The sequence below is a fragment of the Leclercia sp. Marseille-Q4284 genome (genome assembly GCF_916618945.1).
In the GTDB taxonomy this organism is placed as follows: domain Bacteria; phylum Pseudomonadota; class Gammaproteobacteria; order Enterobacterales; family Enterobacteriaceae; genus Enterobacter; species Enterobacter tamurae.
In genome coordinates this window covers 2608052-2623778 of record NZ_CAKAKG010000001.1, presented here as the reverse complement: position 1 = coordinate 2623778, position 15727 = coordinate 2608052, and the positions used below count along the sequence as shown (strand labels likewise).

The 15727-nt window shown below is 59.3% G+C and carries 17 protein-coding genes and 1 riboswitch; of the genes, 8 read left to right on the top strand and 9 right to left on the bottom strand.

The window, feature by feature from the left end:
• Nucleotides 1-68: 68 nt before the first annotated feature.
• On the bottom strand, nt 69-977 hold the full coding sequence (gene yvcK, locus LG383_RS12390) for a uridine diphosphate-N-acetylglucosamine-binding protein YvcK (RefSeq protein ID WP_106992416.1): 909 nt from the start codon (nt 975-977) through the stop codon (nt 69-71).
• Nucleotides 978-1202: 225 nt separating this feature from the next.
• A riboswitch (molybdenum cofactor riboswitch) is annotated at nt 1203-1337 on the top strand.
• On the opposite strand from yvcK, the gene moaA reads away from it, so the two are divergent.
• From moaA to LG383_RS12360, 6 genes are all read left to right on the top strand, one after another.
• Complete coding sequence (moaA, locus tag LG383_RS12385; protein WP_106992417.1) at nt 1325-2314, top strand: GTP 3',8-cyclase MoaA; 990 nt, start codon at nt 1325-1327, stop codon at nt 2312-2314. It overlaps the preceding riboswitch by 13 nt.
• Before the next feature lie 19 nt (nt 2315-2333).
• Nucleotides 2334-2846: a molybdenum cofactor biosynthesis protein B gene (moaB, locus tag LG383_RS12380; protein WP_106992418.1), complete on the top strand. Its 513-nt coding sequence runs from the start codon at nt 2334-2336 to the stop codon at nt 2844-2846.
• Nucleotides 2847-2849: 3 nt separating this feature from the next.
• Nucleotides 2850-3335 carry a cyclic pyranopterin monophosphate synthase MoaC gene (gene moaC / locus LG383_RS12375; RefSeq protein WP_059308466.1) on the top strand — a complete coding sequence of 162 codons (486 nt, stop codon included), beginning with the start codon at nt 2850-2852 and terminating at the stop codon, nt 3333-3335.
• A complete protein-coding gene (gene moaD, locus LG383_RS12370) occupies nt 3328-3573 on the top strand; it encodes a molybdopterin synthase sulfur carrier subunit (RefSeq protein ID WP_106992419.1) in 246 nt (81 codons plus the stop codon). The genes moaC and moaD overlap by 8 nt, the downstream gene beginning before the upstream one ends.
• A 1-nt stretch (nt 3574) precedes the next feature.
• A complete protein-coding gene (gene moaE / locus LG383_RS12365; RefSeq protein WP_225759262.1) occupies nt 3575-4027 on the top strand; it encodes a molybdopterin synthase catalytic subunit MoaE in 453 nt (150 codons plus the stop codon).
• A gap of 58 nt (nt 4028-4085) precedes the next feature.
• A complete protein-coding gene (locus tag LG383_RS12360; RefSeq protein ID WP_106992421.1) occupies nt 4086-4790 on the top strand; it encodes a Bax inhibitor-1/YccA family protein in 705 nt (234 codons plus the stop codon).
• A 44-nt stretch (nt 4791-4834) separates the two neighbouring features.
• On the opposite strand, the gene LG383_RS12355 is transcribed toward LG383_RS12360, so the two are convergent.
• From LG383_RS12355 to LG383_RS12345, 3 genes are read right to left on the bottom strand one after another with little or no spacing between them, the layout of a single operon-like run.
• A complete protein-coding gene (locus tag LG383_RS12355) occupies nt 4835-5797 on the bottom strand; it encodes a YbhN family protein (protein WP_225759261.1) in 963 nt (320 codons plus the stop codon).
• Nucleotides 5797-7038 carry a cardiolipin synthase ClsB gene (gene clsB / locus LG383_RS12350; RefSeq protein ID WP_106992428.1) on the bottom strand — a complete coding sequence of 414 codons (1242 nt, stop codon included), beginning with the start codon at nt 7036-7038 and terminating at the stop codon, nt 5797-5799. The genes LG383_RS12355 and clsB overlap by 1 nt, the downstream gene beginning before the upstream one ends.
• Nucleotides 7035-7796: an endonuclease/exonuclease/phosphatase family protein gene (locus LG383_RS12345; protein ID WP_166181909.1), complete on the bottom strand. Its 762-nt coding sequence runs from the start codon at nt 7794-7796 to the stop codon at nt 7035-7037. Before LG383_RS12345 ends, clsB begins: the two co-directional genes overlap by 4 nt.
• A gap of 132 nt (nt 7797-7928) precedes the next feature.
• Here LG383_RS12345 and LG383_RS12340 point away from each other — a divergent pair, with 132 nt between their 5' ends.
• Nucleotides 7929-8339, top strand: coding sequence for a YbhQ family protein (locus tag LG383_RS12340; RefSeq protein WP_225759260.1), 411 nt, complete (start codon nt 7929-7931; stop codon nt 8337-8339).
• Here LG383_RS12340 and LG383_RS12335 read toward each other — a convergent pair.
• The 5 genes from LG383_RS12335 to cecR all read right to left on the bottom strand — a co-directional run bounded on the left by LG383_RS12335 (nt 8301) and on the right by cecR (nt 14017).
• Nucleotides 8301-9407 carry an ABC transporter permease gene (locus LG383_RS12335; protein ID WP_225759259.1) on the bottom strand — a complete coding sequence of 369 codons (1107 nt, stop codon included), beginning with the start codon at nt 9405-9407 and terminating at the stop codon, nt 8301-8303. The genes LG383_RS12340 and LG383_RS12335 overlap by 39 nt on opposite strands.
• An 88-nt stretch (nt 9408-9495) precedes the next feature.
• The gene (locus LG383_RS12330; RefSeq protein ID WP_106992432.1) at nt 9496-10629 is read right to left on the bottom strand and encodes an ABC transporter permease; all 1134 of its coding nucleotides are present in this window, start codon (nt 10627-10629) and stop codon (nt 9496-9498) included.
• A complete protein-coding gene (locus LG383_RS12325) occupies nt 10622-12358 on the bottom strand; it encodes an ATP-binding cassette domain-containing protein (RefSeq protein ID WP_225759530.1) in 1737 nt (578 codons plus the stop codon). The genes LG383_RS12330 and LG383_RS12325 overlap by 8 nt, the downstream gene beginning before the upstream one ends.
• A complete protein-coding gene (hlyD, locus tag LG383_RS12320) occupies nt 12351-13343 on the bottom strand; it encodes a secretion protein HlyD (RefSeq protein ID WP_106992433.1) in 993 nt (330 codons plus the stop codon). The genes LG383_RS12325 and hlyD overlap by 8 nt, the downstream gene beginning before the upstream one ends.
• Nucleotides 13340-14017, bottom strand: a complete 678-nt coding sequence (cecR, locus tag LG383_RS12315; protein WP_225759258.1) for a transcriptional regulator CecR — start codon at nt 14015-14017, stop codon at nt 13340-13342. The genes hlyD and cecR overlap by 4 nt, the downstream gene beginning before the upstream one ends.
• 271 nt (nt 14018-14288) lie before the next feature.
• Between cecR and rhlE the strand changes: the two genes are divergently transcribed.
• On the top strand, nt 14289-15653 hold the full coding sequence (gene rhlE, locus LG383_RS12310) for an ATP-dependent RNA helicase RhlE (RefSeq protein ID WP_106992435.1): 1365 nt from the start codon (nt 14289-14291) through the stop codon (nt 15651-15653).
• Nucleotides 15654-15727: the final 74 nt, after the last annotated feature.

The following is a 15727-nucleotide window of genomic DNA, read 5'->3' as shown; positions in this document are numbered from 1 at the left end:
CCATTTTTAGGGTTTGCACCTTCTCCCTGTGGGAGAAGGCCGGGATGAGGGCATCAGGCTGCGCTATCCTAACCCAACCCCTGCACCGCCTTCTCCAGCGCCACGCGGAGTAAATGCCGGTCATGGCGGTACTTAATGTCGCTCGCTTCGAGCGGCTCCTGCACTACCACCCGGCCTTCCATGCCTGATACATCGGTCCCAGGCCCGACCACCACCGCATCGATAATCTTTTTCCCGACATACTGCTCCATCAGCGCCAGCTTAGCGGACAGCGAAAGCCCGGCGGCGGCGGGGCTGAGTTCGCGACCCAGGTTGCCGATGTAGACCACGGGCGCCGGTGTCCTGCGCAGCGCCTGGGCCAGCTCGTTAATCAGCAGCAGCGGCATCAGGCTGGTGTAAAAACTGCCGGGGCCGACCAGAATTAAATCCGCTTCACCAATGGCCTCCACCGCTTCACGGGTCGCCGGAACGGTGGGGTAGAGCATCAGCTCTTTCGGCGGCAGCGCCAGCTGGTCGATATTCACTTCGCCATACACTTCATGGTCGTTACTGTCGATCGCCATTAAATCGACCGGAAGTTCGGACATCGGGATCAAAAACGCATCCACTTTGAGCAGGTTGCGGATTAAATTGATCGCCTCCAGAGGCCGCACGCTAAGGTGATCCAGCGCCTTTAACATCAGGTTTCCGAGGTTATGCCCCGAAAGTTCGCCATTACCGCCAAAACGGTACTCAAACATTGCCGAAGCGACGCTGGGTTCGGCGATGAGCTGGTTTAAGCAGTTGCGCATATCCCCCCAGGCGATCCCCCCTTCGGCACGACGAATTCGCCCGGTTGAACCGCCGTTATCGGTGGTGGTCACGATCCCGGTCAGCCGTGAACCGAGGGATGACAGCGAGGACATCACCCGGCCCAGTCCGTGGCCTCCGCCGAGAGCGACAACGCGGTCGAGATCCGCAAATGTGCGATTGCGCATAGAAATTCCTTAGTAAGACGAACACCTTAACAGTAACTCAACTACCCCTAAATGACGATGCTCCGCCCGGGGCTAAATGACATATATCAATGCAATAATATGATAATGACGTATTCTGGGACGAAATGGCATGATCATGACGATATATACAAGTTTATATAACGAAAGGCGATAATAGCGAAACTGCTTTTAACGAGCTACTATCGGCATAACCACGTTTTCGAAATCGAAAACATACACTCTAGCCTTTGCGCCTGTGTCGACAGATATGGTGCTCTGGCCGTGGCGGTTTCGCCACCAGGGTACAGAAAGAAATGACTGTGCCTCCCGTATCAGGAAAGGTGTACATGGCTTCACAACTTACCGATGCATTCGCGCGTAAGTTTTTTTACCTGCGTTTGTCTATTACCGATGTGTGCAATTTCCGTTGCACCTACTGCCTGCCGGACGGCTACAAACCCGGCGGCATCACTAATAACGGCTTTCTCTCCGTGGACGAAGTCCGCCGCGTGACGCGTGCGTTCGCCGCCATGGGCACGGAGAAGGTCCGTCTGACCGGCGGCGAACCCTCGCTGCGCCGTGACTTCACCGACATCATCGCCGCGGTACGCGAAAACGACAGCATTCGTCAGATTGCGGTGACCACCAACGGGTATCGTCTGGCACGCGATGTCGCCGAATGGCGCGATGCGGGGCTGACGGCCATCAATGTCAGCGTCGACAGCCTCGATGCCCGCCAGTTTCACGCCATCACCGGCCAGGATAAATTCCACCAGGTGATGGAGGGCATCGATGCGGCCTTTACGGCGGGCTTCGATAAGGTGAAGGTCAACACCGTGCTGATGCGCGATGTGAATCATCATCAGCTGGAGACCTTCCTGGCGTGGATCAAACCCCGCCGCATTCAACTGCGCTTTATCGAGCTGATGGAAACCGGCGAGGGCAGCGATCTCTTCTCCCGCCATCACATCTCCGGCATGGTGCTGCGCGATGAACTGCTCAAACGCGGCTGGATCCATCAGCTTCGCCAGCGCAGCGACGGCCCGGCGCAGGTCTTTTGTCACCCCGACTACGAAGGGGAGATCGGCCTTATCATGCCGTATGAAAAAGACTTCTGTGCCAGCTGTAACCGCCTGCGCGTCTCGTCGGTGGGCAAGCTGCACCTGTGCCTGTTTGGCGACGGTGGCGTGGACCTGCGCGATCTGCTGGCCGATGACGTCCAGCAGCAGGCGCTGGAAGCGCGCATTTCTGAGGCGCTGATGCACAAAAAACAGACCCACTTCCTGCATCAGGGCAACACCGGGATCACCCAGAACCTGTCCTACATCGGCGGGTAATCGCAAAAGGAATCAGAAGATGAGTCAGGTAAGCGCTGAATTTATCCCGACGCGTATTGCTATCCTTACCGTGTCCGAACGTCGCGGCGAAGAGGATGACACCTCCGGCCACTGGCTGCGCGATGCGGCCCACGAGGCGGGGCACCAGATTGTCGACAAGGTCATCGTCAAAGAGAACCGTTACGCTATTCGCGCGGAAGTGTCGCGCTGGGTAGCCAGCGACAACGTGCAGGTGGTGTTGATTACTGGCGGAACCGGTTTTACCGCCGGCGATCAGGCCCCGGAAGCGCTGCTGCCGCTGTTCGATCGCGAGATCGAAGGCTTCGGGGAGATGTTCCGCATGCTGTCGTTTGAAGAGATCGGCACCTCCACGTTACAGTCGCGCGCCGTTGCCGGTATCGCCAACAACACGGTGATCTTTGCCATGCCGGGCTCCACCAAAGCCTGCCGCACCGCGTGGGAAAACGTCATTGCCCCGCAGCTGGATGCCCGCACGCGTCCGTGTAATTTCCATCCTCATCTGAAGAAGTAAGCTATGTCGCAACTGACCCACATTAATGCCGCGGGCGAAGCCCATATGGTGGATGTCTCCGCCAAGGCCGAAACCGTGCGTGAAGCCCGCGCGGAAGCGTTCGTCACCATGCTCCCCGAAACCCTGGCCATGATCATTGACGGCAGTCACCACAAAGGGGACGTCTTCGCCACCGCGCGGATCGCCGGGATCCAGGCAGCGAAACGCACCTGGGATCTTATTCCGCTGTGCCATCCGCTGATGCTCAGCAAAGTCGAGGTTAACCTGCGGGCCGAGCCGGAGCATAACCGGGTGCGCATCGAATCACTCTGCCGCCTGACAGGCAAGACCGGGGTGGAGATGGAAGCTTTGACCGCCGCATCGGTGGCGGCGTTAACCATCTACGACATGTGCAAAGCGGTACAGAAAGACATGGTCATCGGCCCGGTTCGCCTGCTGGCGAAAAGCGGCGGTAAATCAGGTGATTTCAGGGCGGAAGAGAATGATTAAGGTACTGTTTTTTGCGCAGGTGCGTGAGCTGGTGAATACCGACAGCCTGACGCTGGAGAGGGAGTTCGACACCGTGGAAGCGCTGCGGGCGCATCTGGCGGCGCAGAGCGACCGCTGGGCGCTGGCGCTGGACGCGGGCAAACTGCTGGCGGCGGTAAACCAGACCCTGGTGGAGTTCAACCATCCGGTTACGTCGGGCGATGAAGTGGCCTTCTTCCCACCGGTTACCGGGGGCTGAGATGACAGAGACCAAAATCGTTGTCGATCAGGCGCGTTTCAACGTCGGCACCGAATACAGCTGGCTGGCGGAGCGTGACGAAGACGGGGCGGTGGTCACCTTCACCGGCAAAGTGCGTAACCATAATCTGGGCGACAGCGTGAAGGCGCTGACCCTGGAGCACTATCCGGGGATGACCGAAAAGGCGCTGGCGGAGATCGTCGATCAGGCGCGGGAGCGCTGGCCGCTCGGTCGGGTAACGGTGATCCACCGCATCGGTGAGATGTGGCCCGGAGAAGAGATCGTCTTTGTGGGCGTCACCAGCGCCCATCGTGGCAGCGCCTTTGCCGCAGGCGAGTTTATTATGGATTATCTGAAAACCCGCGCTCCGTTCTGGAAGCGCGAAGCCACACCGGAAGGGGATCGCTGGGTGGAATCACGCGACAGCGACAAGGACGCTGCCAGCCGCTGGTAGCCGGATTGCGGGGATGTGTTAGGCTATAACAGTGTGTCCACTTAAAAAGGAGTGCGTTATGGACAGATTTCCCCGTTCCGATTCTATCGTGCAGACCCGCAGCGGCCTGCAAACTTATATGGCGCAGGTCTATGGCTGGATGACCTGCGGATTGCTGCTCACCGCGTTTGTCGCCTGGTTTTCCGCAAACACGCCTGCCGTGATGATGTTTGTCTTCTCCAGCAAAATTACCTTCTTTGGTCTGATTATCGCCCAGCTGGCGCTGGTGTTTGTCCTGTCCGGGCTGGTGCATAAGCTCAGTGCCGGGATGGCCACCACGCTGTTTATGCTCTACTCGGCGCTGACCGGCCTGACGCTTTCCAGCATCTTCATCGTCTACACCTACTCCTCGATCGCCAGCACCTTCGTGGTGGCTGGCGGGATGTTTGGCGCGATGAGCCTCTACGGCTACACCACCAAACGCGACCTGAGCGGCATGGGCAACATGCTGTTTATGGCGTTGATTGGTATCGTGCTGGCCTCGCTGGTTAACTTCTGGCTGAAGAGCGAAGCGCTGATGTGGGCGGTGACCTATATCGGGGTGATTGTGTTTGTCGGCCTGACGGCCTACGACACGCAGAAGCTGAAAAATATTGGGGAGCAGATCGACGTCCGCGACAGCTCTAACCTGCGCAAATACTCGATTCTCGGGGCGCTGACGCTCTATCTGGACTTTATCAACCTGTTCCTGATGCTGCTGCGCATCTTCGGCAACCGCCGGTAAGTGTTTTGCCCGGCGGCGCTTCGCTTGCCGGGCATTTTCCTCCTTCACTTCGCCATCTGCTGCTCGTTTTTGGCCCGCAGCTTCTTCGCCCGGCTCTCCAGCACCAGATAACAGACTGTTGCCAGCCCCAGCGGCAGGAAGTAATAGAGCATGCGATAGGCCAGCAGGGCGGCGATAATGGCGCCGTGAGAGACATGTTCCCCTGCCAGCAGGGCGATAAACACCGCTTCCAGCACGCCGATCCCGGCGGGAATATGCACAATCACCCCGGCGATACTGCTCACCAGCAGCACCCCCAGCACGAAGAAGTAGTTAATATCTTCGCCCAACAGCAGCCAGATAATCGCCCCCATTGCCATCCAGTTACCGGCTGAAATACCCATCTGCGCTAACGCAAAGCGCCATGAGGGGAGCACCAGCTTTTGCTTTTTGATGGTCACATGGCGCCGCTTCGCAAACGCGCAGGCCCACAAATAGACCGCAATCACCAGCAGCAACACCACCCCAAGGATACGCAGCGTCGTCTGGTCGATGTACCAGTGGTCAGGCAGTTGCACCACCCCGGCGGTAAAGATCACTCCGCCCAACAGGATATAGCCCAGCCAGTTAGTGGTGATGCTCAGGGAGAAGATGCGGGTGATGGTGCTGCTGGGCAGCCCCAGGCGGGAGTAAAGCCGGTAGCGCATCCCAATGCCACCCACCCAGGTGCTCAGGGTCAGGTTAAAGGCATAGCAGATAAACGACACCAGCATCACCTGGCGTTTGGCCAGCTTATGCCCGCAGTAGCGCCGTCCCAGCAGGTCGTAGCAGCCATACAGCAGATAGCTCACCACCACCAGCGCAATCGCACTCAGCAGCGACACCCGATCATAGTCACGAATAACCTTCCAGACTTCAGTCCAGTCGACCTTTTTCGCGTAAACCACCAGCAGCACTGCAACGGCAATAAAAAATACCCAGGTGAGGATCTTTTTAGCCAGACGCCAGCGCGAATGTTTTTTGCTCATCAGGGTTTCACTCCCGTATGACCTGCTTCGACCCGGTCCTGGGTCTCCATTTCGGGCTGTACCGGCGGCGGCACCTGCGCCAGCTTCGGCGTATGGGCCGGCAACCAACCCACCAGCGCCGGGAAGTGGCGCAGGAAGTGGAACACCACCACGCTTTTACCCAGATTCCACCAGGTGCGTTTCGGCACCATCGTCTCATCCACCCGCACACAATCTTCGGCAATGATGGCGGTGAGATTGTCGCGCAAGGTCTGGTTAAACTCGCGATCGTGAATAATCAGGTTGGCCTCCAGGTTCAGCGACAGGCTGAGGGGGTCGAGGTTGCTGGAGCCGACGGTCACCCAGTGATCGTCCATCAGCGCCACCTTGCCATGCAGGGGACGGCGGCGATATTCGTAAATCTCTACCCCACCTTTCACCAGATAGTTGTACAGCAGGCGTGCGCCCACCGTGACAATCGGCATATCCGGCTCGCCCTGCACAATCAGTCTGACCTTGACCCCGCGTCGCGCCGCATTACGCATGGCGTGCAACAGGCGATAGCCAGGGAAGAAGTAGGCGTTGGCGATAATCACTTCCCGCCGGGCGTTGGTCAGCATCTTGAGATAGTGCCGCTCAATGTCGTCCCGGTGTTCTTCGTTATCGCGCCAGACAAACAGCGCCTGCGCCTCACCGGGTTTAACATTCTCTTCGGGGCGATGACGCCGCTTCCACCAGCGACGCACCGCGGCTTTGCCGGGCAGGTTCTCCACCACAAATTGCAAAATATCCTGCACCACCGGGCCTTCGACCTGGACGGCATAATCCTGTTTTGCCTCCGGACCGTAGTCCGACATGTGTTCAGCGGAGTAGTTAATCCCGCCGACAAACGCCACCTGCTCATCCACCACCACAATTTTACGGTGCATACGGCGGAACACGTTGGTACGCATGCCTAACAGAGGAGGGCGCGGATCGTAGTAACGGAACACCACCCCTGCCGCGGTGAGCTCCCCGACGAAATCGTCGTCGAGATCGGGGGAACCGTAGCCGTCGAGCAGCACTTCGATATGCACGCCACGCTGGGCGGCGCGCAGCAGGACGGCATGCAGCTTGCGGCCCACGTTGTCATCGAACCAGATGAACGTCTCAAGGAACACCCGGCTCTCGGCTTTCTCAATGGCGGCAAATACCGCCGGATAATAGTGATCGCCATTTTCCAGCAGCTTTATTCGGTTGCCGCTTTGCCATGAACATTTCATAGATGAATCTCCGCACTTAACGGCGCATGGTCGGAAAGGTGACGCCAGTTACTCAGTGCCAGCGCGGTCGGGCTGCTGGCATGGGCATTTTTGACATAGATACGATCGAGACGCAGCAGCGGCAACCTGACCGGGAAGGTACGGGCCGGCTTGCCGTGAGCAAGGGTAAACACCTCCTCCAGTCCGGCCTCCGCTTTCAGCGGATGGCTGGCGCGCTGACGCCAGTCGTTAAAGTCTCCGGCCACCACCACCGGGTCCCCCTCGGGCAGAGCGTTGACCCAGTCGGCCATCATCTGCAGCTGCGCCTGGCGATGTGCTTCCCGCAGGCCCAGGTGCACCGAGGCCACATGCAGGGGGATGTCCAGCTCCGGCACGGCTACCCGGCAGTAGAGCAGGCCGCGTTTTTCGCTCTCGCCAACCGACACATCGTGATTTTCGTAATGTTCGATGGGATAGCGAGAGAGGATCGCATTGCCGTGATGCCCTTCAGGGTAGACGGCATTGCGCCCGTAGGCGTAATCGCTCCACATGGTGTCAGCGAGAAATTCGTAGTGGCTGGTGTCGGGCCAGTTTTCCACATGCAGCGGATGCACTTCATGCGCGCCCATCACCTCCTGCAGGCAGACAATATCCGCGCTGACGGTACGTACGGCGTCGCGCAGTTCGGGCAGAATGAAACGGCGGTTAAAAGCCGCGAATCCTTTATGAATGTTGATCGTTAACACTTTAAGCGAAAAATGCCGGGTTTGTTGGGCCATACACTCCTTCCCGCGTCACTATCCTGATGAAAATAAAGTGTAGTCGTCGTCACAAAAAGGTGCTGTGTTACGGAATTTTCCGTAAAGTGCGATAGTCTGAACAAGCAGAGTAAAATCCTTCAGGAGAGTGCCATGAAGTGGCAACAACGCATACGCGTCGCGACCGGTCTCAGTTGCTGGCAGATTATGTTGCATTTATTGGTCGTGGCCGTACTGGTGATGGCCTGGATGAGCGGCGCCCTGGTGCGTGTCGGCTTAGGATTATGTGTGTTGTACGGCGTTACCGTACTGTTAATGCTCTTTTTACAGCGTCATCATGACCAGCGCTGGCGCGAAGTGGCGGATGTGCTCGAAGAGCTGACCACCACCTGGTATTTTGGTGCGGCCGTCATCGTGCTGTGGCTGTTGTCCCGCGTGCTGCAAAACAACTATTTGCTGGCCGTCGCAGGGCTGGCGATCCTTGCCGGACCCGCGGTCGTTTCGCTGTTAGCCAAAGATAAACAGCTACGCGATATTGCGTCTAAACATCGCGTACGCCACTGATCCCGTCACGGCCGCTATCACCAGTAGCGGCCACAAACTCCCCCAGACAATATCCAGACTCGCATCCTTGAGATAGATCTGCTTGGTGATATCGGTGAAGTGCCGGATCGGGTTCACCCAGGTTAAGTTTTGCAGCCACACCGGCATGTTCTCCACCGGCGAGACATAGCCCGAGAGCAGGATCGCCGGCATCATAAAGACAAACACCCCGATAAACGCCTGCTGCTGGGTTGAGCACAGCGCCGAGATCAGCAGCCCAAACCCCACCAGCGACAGCCCGTAAATCACCATCGTGAAGTAAAACAGTGCCAGCGAACCGGCAAAGGGGATGTGATAGGCCCAGATGCCAATCGCCAGCACGATACTGGCCTGGAAAGTGGCGACAATCAGCGCCGGAACCGCTTTGCCGACGAAGATCTGCCAGGTCGCCAGCGGGGAGACCAGCAGCTGATCCAGGGTGCCCTGTTCGCGCTCGCGGGCCACCGACAGCGAGGTCACAATCATCACCCCGATGGTGGTGATCATGGCGATCAGCGACGGCACCACGAACCATTTGTAGTCGAGGTTCGGGTTGTACCAGTTGCGCACTACCAGCTCGCTGTTGTTCGGTTTCGGTTTGCCCTCCATCAGCTCCTGCTGATACTCCTTCACCACCTGCTGCAAGTAGTTGGCGGCAATCTGGGCGCTGTTGGAGTTGCGTCCGTCGAGGATCAGCTGCATCGGGGCGGTTTGTAGAGTGTCGAGATTACGGGAGAAATCGGCCGGGAAGCGCACCAGCAATAGCGCCTTTTGCGTGTCGATGGTCGGCTGGATCTCCTGCGGGCTGTTGAGGATCAGCACGTGGGTAAAGGCTTTGGCGCGGGCAAAGCGCTGGGTCAGCTCCACCGAATGTTTGCCGTTATCTTCGTTATAGACGGCGATGGTGGCGTTGGTCACCTCCAGGGTGGCCGCCCACGGGAACAGCAGCACCTGGATCAGCACCGGCAAAATCAAAATCGCCCGGGTCTGCGGCTCGCGCAGCAGGGATTGCAGCTCTTTGCGGATCAAGGTCCATAAACGGTAAAACATAGTCACTCCTCAAAACGCCGGGCGGCACTGTGTTTGCCCGGCCTACAAGACCCGTAGGCCCGGTAAGCGTAGCGCCACCGGGCGAAACCTAATCTAACCGCCGTTTGGTTTTCATCCACGTCAGCCCGATAAACATCACCGCCGAGGCAATCAAAAACAGCAGATTCACAATCAGCACCACCGGGATATTGCCCGCCAGGAAAAGGCTTTGCAGGGTGCTGACGAAATAGCGCGCCGGGATAATGTAGGTCGCCGCGCGGATCGCTGCGGGCATACTGTCGATCTGGAAAATAAACCCGGACAGCATAATCGACGGCAGGAAGGCGGCATTCAGCGCTACCTGGGCGGCGTTAAACTGGTTGCGGGTGACGGTGGAGATCAACAGCCCCATCCCCAGGGTACTGAGTAAGAACAGGCTGGTAATAATGAACAGCACCAGCAGCGAGCCGCGGTACGGCACCCCGAGGATGAAGACAGCGACAAGCATACAGAGCAGCATCGCCAGCATCCCGAGGAAGTAGTAGGGGATTAGCTTGCACAGCAGCAGCTCAGTGCGCGTCACTTCGGTGGAGAGCAGGGCCTCCATGGTGCCGCGCTCCCACTCGCGGGCGATCACCAGCGAGGTCAGGATCGCACCGATCACCGTCATGATAATGGTCACCGCCCCGGGGATAATAAAGTGCTGACTGATGGCCGCCGGGTTAAACCAGTACCGGGTCTGGACGTCAATCAGCGGCTCGAACGTTTCACCCCGATCTTCCGCCCGCTGCATCTGCCACAGCTGCCAGATCCCCTCGGTGTAGCCCTGCACAAAGTTGGCGGTGTTCGGCTCGCTGCCGTCGGTGATCACCTGGATCGGGGCGGTGTCACCCGGGCGCGCCATGCGGGCCGCGAAATCCACCGGAATGACAATCAGGCCGCGAATGCGCCCGGCCTGCATCATCTGGACCAGCTGCTGGCGGTTATCGCTGATGGTGGCGTCGATATAGGGCGAGCCGGTCATAGCGTGGGTGAAGTCGAGCGCCTCTTCGCTGCGCTGCTCCAGCAGGATCCCCACCCGCAGCTTGCTGGAGTCGAGGTTAATCCCGTAGCCAAAGATAAACAGCAGCAGCAGGGGGATCACCACCGCAATCAGCCAGCTGCTCGGGTCGCGTACAATCTGCCGCGTCTCTTTGATGCACAGGGCGCGCACCCGACGCCAGGAGAGGGCGGTATCAGACATGGCCGTGCTCCTTATCCCAGTCATTAATCAGGGTAATAAACGCCTGCTCCATGGTGGGGTCGGGCTGCTGCTCATCCGCCACCTGGGCTTTCAGATCGTCAGGCGTGCCGTGGGCGATCAGCTTGCCGCGGTAGACCAGTCCGATGCGGTCGCAATACTCCGCCTCGTCCATAAAGTGGGTGGTGACCATCACGGTGACCCCTTTCTCCACCATGCTGTTGATATGCAGCCAGAACTCGCGGCGGGTGAGGGGATCGACCCCGGAGGTCGGTTCATCGAGAAACAGAATATCCGGCTCATGCATCAGAGAGCAGGCCAGCGCCAGCCGCTGCTTAAACCCGAGCGGCAGCGCGTCGGTGGCCTGGCTGGCGATAGTGCTCAGGCCAAACGCCTCGCTCATGCGGTTGATTTTCTCGTCCTGCGCCCGTCCGCGCAGGCCGTAGACACCGGAGAAGAAGCGCAGGTTCTGCTCTACGGTCAGGTTGCCGTAGAGGGAGAATTTTTGCGCCATATAGCCCAGATGCTGGCGCGCCTTGCCGGAGCTGACTTTCAAATCCATATCCAGCACCAGCGCCTTGCCGGCGGTGGGCACCAGCAGGCCGCACATCATTTTGAAGGTGGTGGATTTGCCCGCGCCGTTGGGGCCCAGCAGGCCAAAGATCTCCCCGCGTTTCACGGCAAAGTTCACGTCATCCGTCGCGGCAAAATCACCGAACTTTTTGGTCAGGGATTTGGCTTCAATCACCGTTTCGCCCGGCGTGCCTTCCACGGTATGCAGGATCGCCCCCAGCGGGGATTCCGCCGTGCCCGCGCCGCCAAGCAGATCGATAAAGGCATCTTCAAAGCGCGGGGCGGTCTCCTCGATGTGCAGATCCGGCAGATCCGCACTCTGGCGCAGATCGTCGGCGCTGGCCTCTTTTTTGAGGATCACCCGCACCGATTTCCCCTGGATCATGCCGTCGCTTACCTGGGGCAGCTTCAGCACCCGCTGCAGCAGGCGGCGGTTGTTCTCATGGGGCGTGTGCAATAGCAGGCTGCGCCCGGTCATGCTCTGGGTCAGCTTAGTCGGGTCACCCTGATAGAGCAGCGCCCCTTCGTTCATCAGCAGTACGTCCCGGCACTGCTCCGCTTCGTCGAGGTAGGAGGTGCTCCAGAGGATCAACATCCCGTCGCCCGCCAGCTCATGCACCATCTGCCACAGCTCGCGGCGGGAGATCGGATCCACGCCAACGCCAGGCTCGTCCAGCAGCAGCACCTTCGGCTCCCCGACCAGGGTGCAGGCCAGCCCCAGCTTCTGCTTCATCCCGCCGGAGAGTTTACCTGCCAGCCGGTCGGTGAAGGGGCCGAGGGAAGTAAATTCCAGCAGACGCTGGAAGGTTTTCTCCCGCGTCTCACCGGTGACGCTGCGCAGGTCGGCGTAGAGGGTCAGGTTCTCCATCACGGTCAGATCTTCATACAGCCCGAACTTCTGCGGCATGTAGCCCAGCATGGCGTGCAGGGAGCGATCGTCATTAATGGGGTCCAGTCCCAGGACGCTGGCGGTGCCTTCGTCCGGCTTCAGCAGCCCGGCCAGCATCCGCATCAGGGTAGTTTTACCCGCGCCGTCCGGGCCCACCAGCCCGGTGACGTAGCCTTTTTGCAGGGTGCAATCGAGCGGCGCGACGGCGGGCTTGTCCATCCCGGCAAAGCGTTTGACCAGGCCGGAGAGCTGGATCACCGCCTCATTCATGGCGTTGACCATCATCGAAACTCACCGTCACCGGCATCCCCTGGCGCAGGGCGTCATCGGCATCGTTGACGATAATGCGCAGGCGATAGACCAGGTCGGTACGCAGGTCCGGGGTTTCGACGGTTTTTGGCGTAAATTCGGCGGTTGGAGAGACAAAGCCGATTTTGCCGCGGTAAGGCTTATCCGGGCGACCGTCGGTGTAGAGCAGCACCTCGCGGCCCGGTTTTGCCTCCCCGAGACTGGCTTCATTAACATAGGCGCGTACCCACACCGGACGGGTTAACGACAGGGTTAGCACCGTGCTGCCAGCGTTCAGCATGCTGCCGGGCTCTACGGCGCGGGTCAGCAGGGTGCCGTTGGCCGGGGCCACCAGGGTGGTGTCGTGCAGATCCAGTTGCGCCTGGGCCAGCTGAGCCTGAGCCTGTTCGAGGCTGGCTTTGGCCTGGGCGATATCCTGCTCGCGGTTGCCGGAGCGGTACTGGCGCAGTTTGTCCTGGGAGGATTTCAGCGTCGCCAGAGCCTGGTCGCGCGCGGAGCGGGCGTTCTCCAGATCGTTGGCCGACACGGTGCGGCTTTTCCACAGCCCCTGCTGACGGTTAAAGAAGTTCTGCGCATAGTCGTAGGCGGCCTGCGCCTGCTTAACGGCGGCGGCGGCCTGGGCCACCTCTTCATCCCGGTAGCCCGCCTGCATAAGATCGTATTGCGCCTGAGCCACGGCTACCCCGGCCTGAGCCTGCAGCAGGGCGTTCTGATAAGGGGCTTTATCCAGCTCGCCCAGGGTCTGCCCGGCGGTAATGGCATCCCCTTCATCCACGGTTAATGACGCCAGCCGTCCGCCGACGCGAAAGCTCATGTTCACGGTGCGAATATCAACGTTGCCGTACAGGGTTAACGTTTTATCCTGCTGGCTCTGATACCACCACCAGCCACCGAATCCGGCGGCCAGCACCACCACTGCCAGAAGAATAACAACCGATTTTTTCATGACTCCAGGCTCCTTTGGGTTAAACCTTGCAGGATCAGATCAACGTGGCAGGTGATGACCTGGCTTATCTGCGCGGCTTTGTCCGCATCAAATTCGGTCCAGCCGGTACGTAATAAAATGGTTTCCCGCCCGAGACGAAAGGCGAGCACTTCGCCCAGCAGGGCATGGGTATGCAATATGGTCTGCGTGTCGCTGGCATCGCGGCCGGTGTAGGCTGCCACCAGCCGGGTCAGATGGGTGTGCATCGGGGCGATAACCTGATCGTGCACCAGCTGATAAGCGGCAGAAGGCGAGAGTTGCTCCCGTGAGATAAACTTGCTCAGGTTCAGCGTATCGTCATGGGTAAGGAGCTGAATCATGTTGTTGCAGGCGGTTAAGATCAATTCGCGGATGGCAGCGCGATCCGGGGCAGGCTCGTCCAGCAGAGCGGTAGCCGCCTCCACATGGGGGCGAAAGTTGGTGCCGATGAAATCCGCGATCCACTGGGCGCAGGCGAGGTAGAGATCCTCTTTCGAGCCAAAATAGTAGGTGATCGCGGCGATGTTCTGCCCCGCCTGAGCGGCAATGTCGCGGGTGGTGGCGTGCATCCCGTATTCGCCAAACTGCGCCAGCGCGGCGGCAATCAGCTGGCTTTTGGCCTGTTCGCCCTTGGTGGTGGTCGGGATCGGATTCATAGTGTCACTAAAAGTTAATCAATCGATTGATTAAGATTATGACTGTTTTTTGAGCTTGTCCAGTCCGCTTGTTCAATATTGCGCCGGGCGGCACTGCATTTTCCCGGCCTACGTAATAGCGTGGATGCATCGGTTTGCGGGATATTTTATGCGCCACATCACAAAAGCTGTTACACTCCGCTGCTTCGCGACACTGTGGTTTTTGTCCTTCTATTTGTCACTATCTCCCTGAAAACTACACCTGAAATGGTCGGGGCGGTTCGGAGTTTTTATGTCTTTTGATACCCTTGGCCTGAACCCGGAAATTCTGCGTGCTGTAGAAGAGCAGGGCTACCGCGAACCTACCCCTATTCAGCAGCAGGCCATTCCTGCCGTGCTGGCGGGTCGCGATCTGATGGCCAGTGCCCAGACCGGGACCGGTAAAACCGCTGGCTTTACCCTGCCGCTGCTGGAACGCCTGATTCAGAAAGAGTCGCACGCCAAAGGCCGTCGCCCGGTGCGCGCCCTGATCCTGACCCCGACCCGTGAACTGGCCGCCCAGGTGGGTGAGAACGTGCGTGAGTACAGCCGCTATCTCAACATCCGCTCGCTGGTGGTGTTCGGTGGGGTCAGCATTAACCCACAGATGATGAAACTGCGCAGCGGCGTGGACGTGCTCATCGCCACCCCTGGCCGTCTGCTCGATCTGGAACACCAGAACGCCGTCAAGCTCGACAGCGTGGAAATCCTGGTCCTCGACGAAGCTGACCGCATGCTCGACATGGGCTTCATCCACGATATTCGCCGCGTGCTGGCAAAACTGCCGGCCCGCCGTCAGAACCTGCTCTTCTCCGCCACCTTCTCCGACGAGATCAAAGGCCTGGCAGAAAAACTGCTGCACAACCCGCTGGAAGTGGAAGTCGCGCGTCGCAACACCGCCTCCGAGCAGGTGACCCAGAAAGTCCATATGGTGGACAAAAAGCGTAAGCGCGAGCTGCTGTCGCAGATGATTGGCGAGGGCAACTGGCAGCAGGTGCTGGTCTTCACCCGTACCAAGCACGGCGCGAACCACCTGGCGGAACAGCTGAACAAAGATGGGATCCGCAGCGCGGCGATCCACGGCAACAAGAGCCAGGGCGCACGTACCCGCGCGCTGGCAGACTTTAAATCCGGCGATATCCGCGTGCTGGTGGCGACCGACATCGCTGCCCGTGGCCTCGACATCGAAGAGCTGCCGCACGTGGTCAACTACGAGCTGCCGAACGTGCCGGAAGATTACGTTCACCGTATCGGCCGTACCGGTCGCGCAGCGGCCACCGGCGAAGCGCTCTCCCTGGTCTGCGTGGATGAAATCAAACTCCTGCGCGACATCGAACGTCTGCTGAAGAAAGAGATCCCACGCATTGCCCTCGAGGGTTATGACGTTGACCCGTCAATCAAAGCCGAGCCGATCCAGAACGGTCGTCAGGGCGGCGGTCGTGGTCAGGGCGGTGGACGCGGGCAGGGCGGCGGCGGTCGTGGTCAGCAGCAGCCGCGCCGTAGCGAAGGCGGCGCGCCGAAAGCGGCCAGCAAGCCACCGCGCCGTGACGGTGACGCGAAACCGGCAGGGGAAGGCCAGCGCCGACGCCGTCCGCGCAAACCTGCCAGCGCACAGTAATCTGGAAGCCCGGTCGTAAAGCCGGGCTTTTCTTTTGCGGCCCGCTGAAGAAAGTGCCACAATAGTGGCTGTTT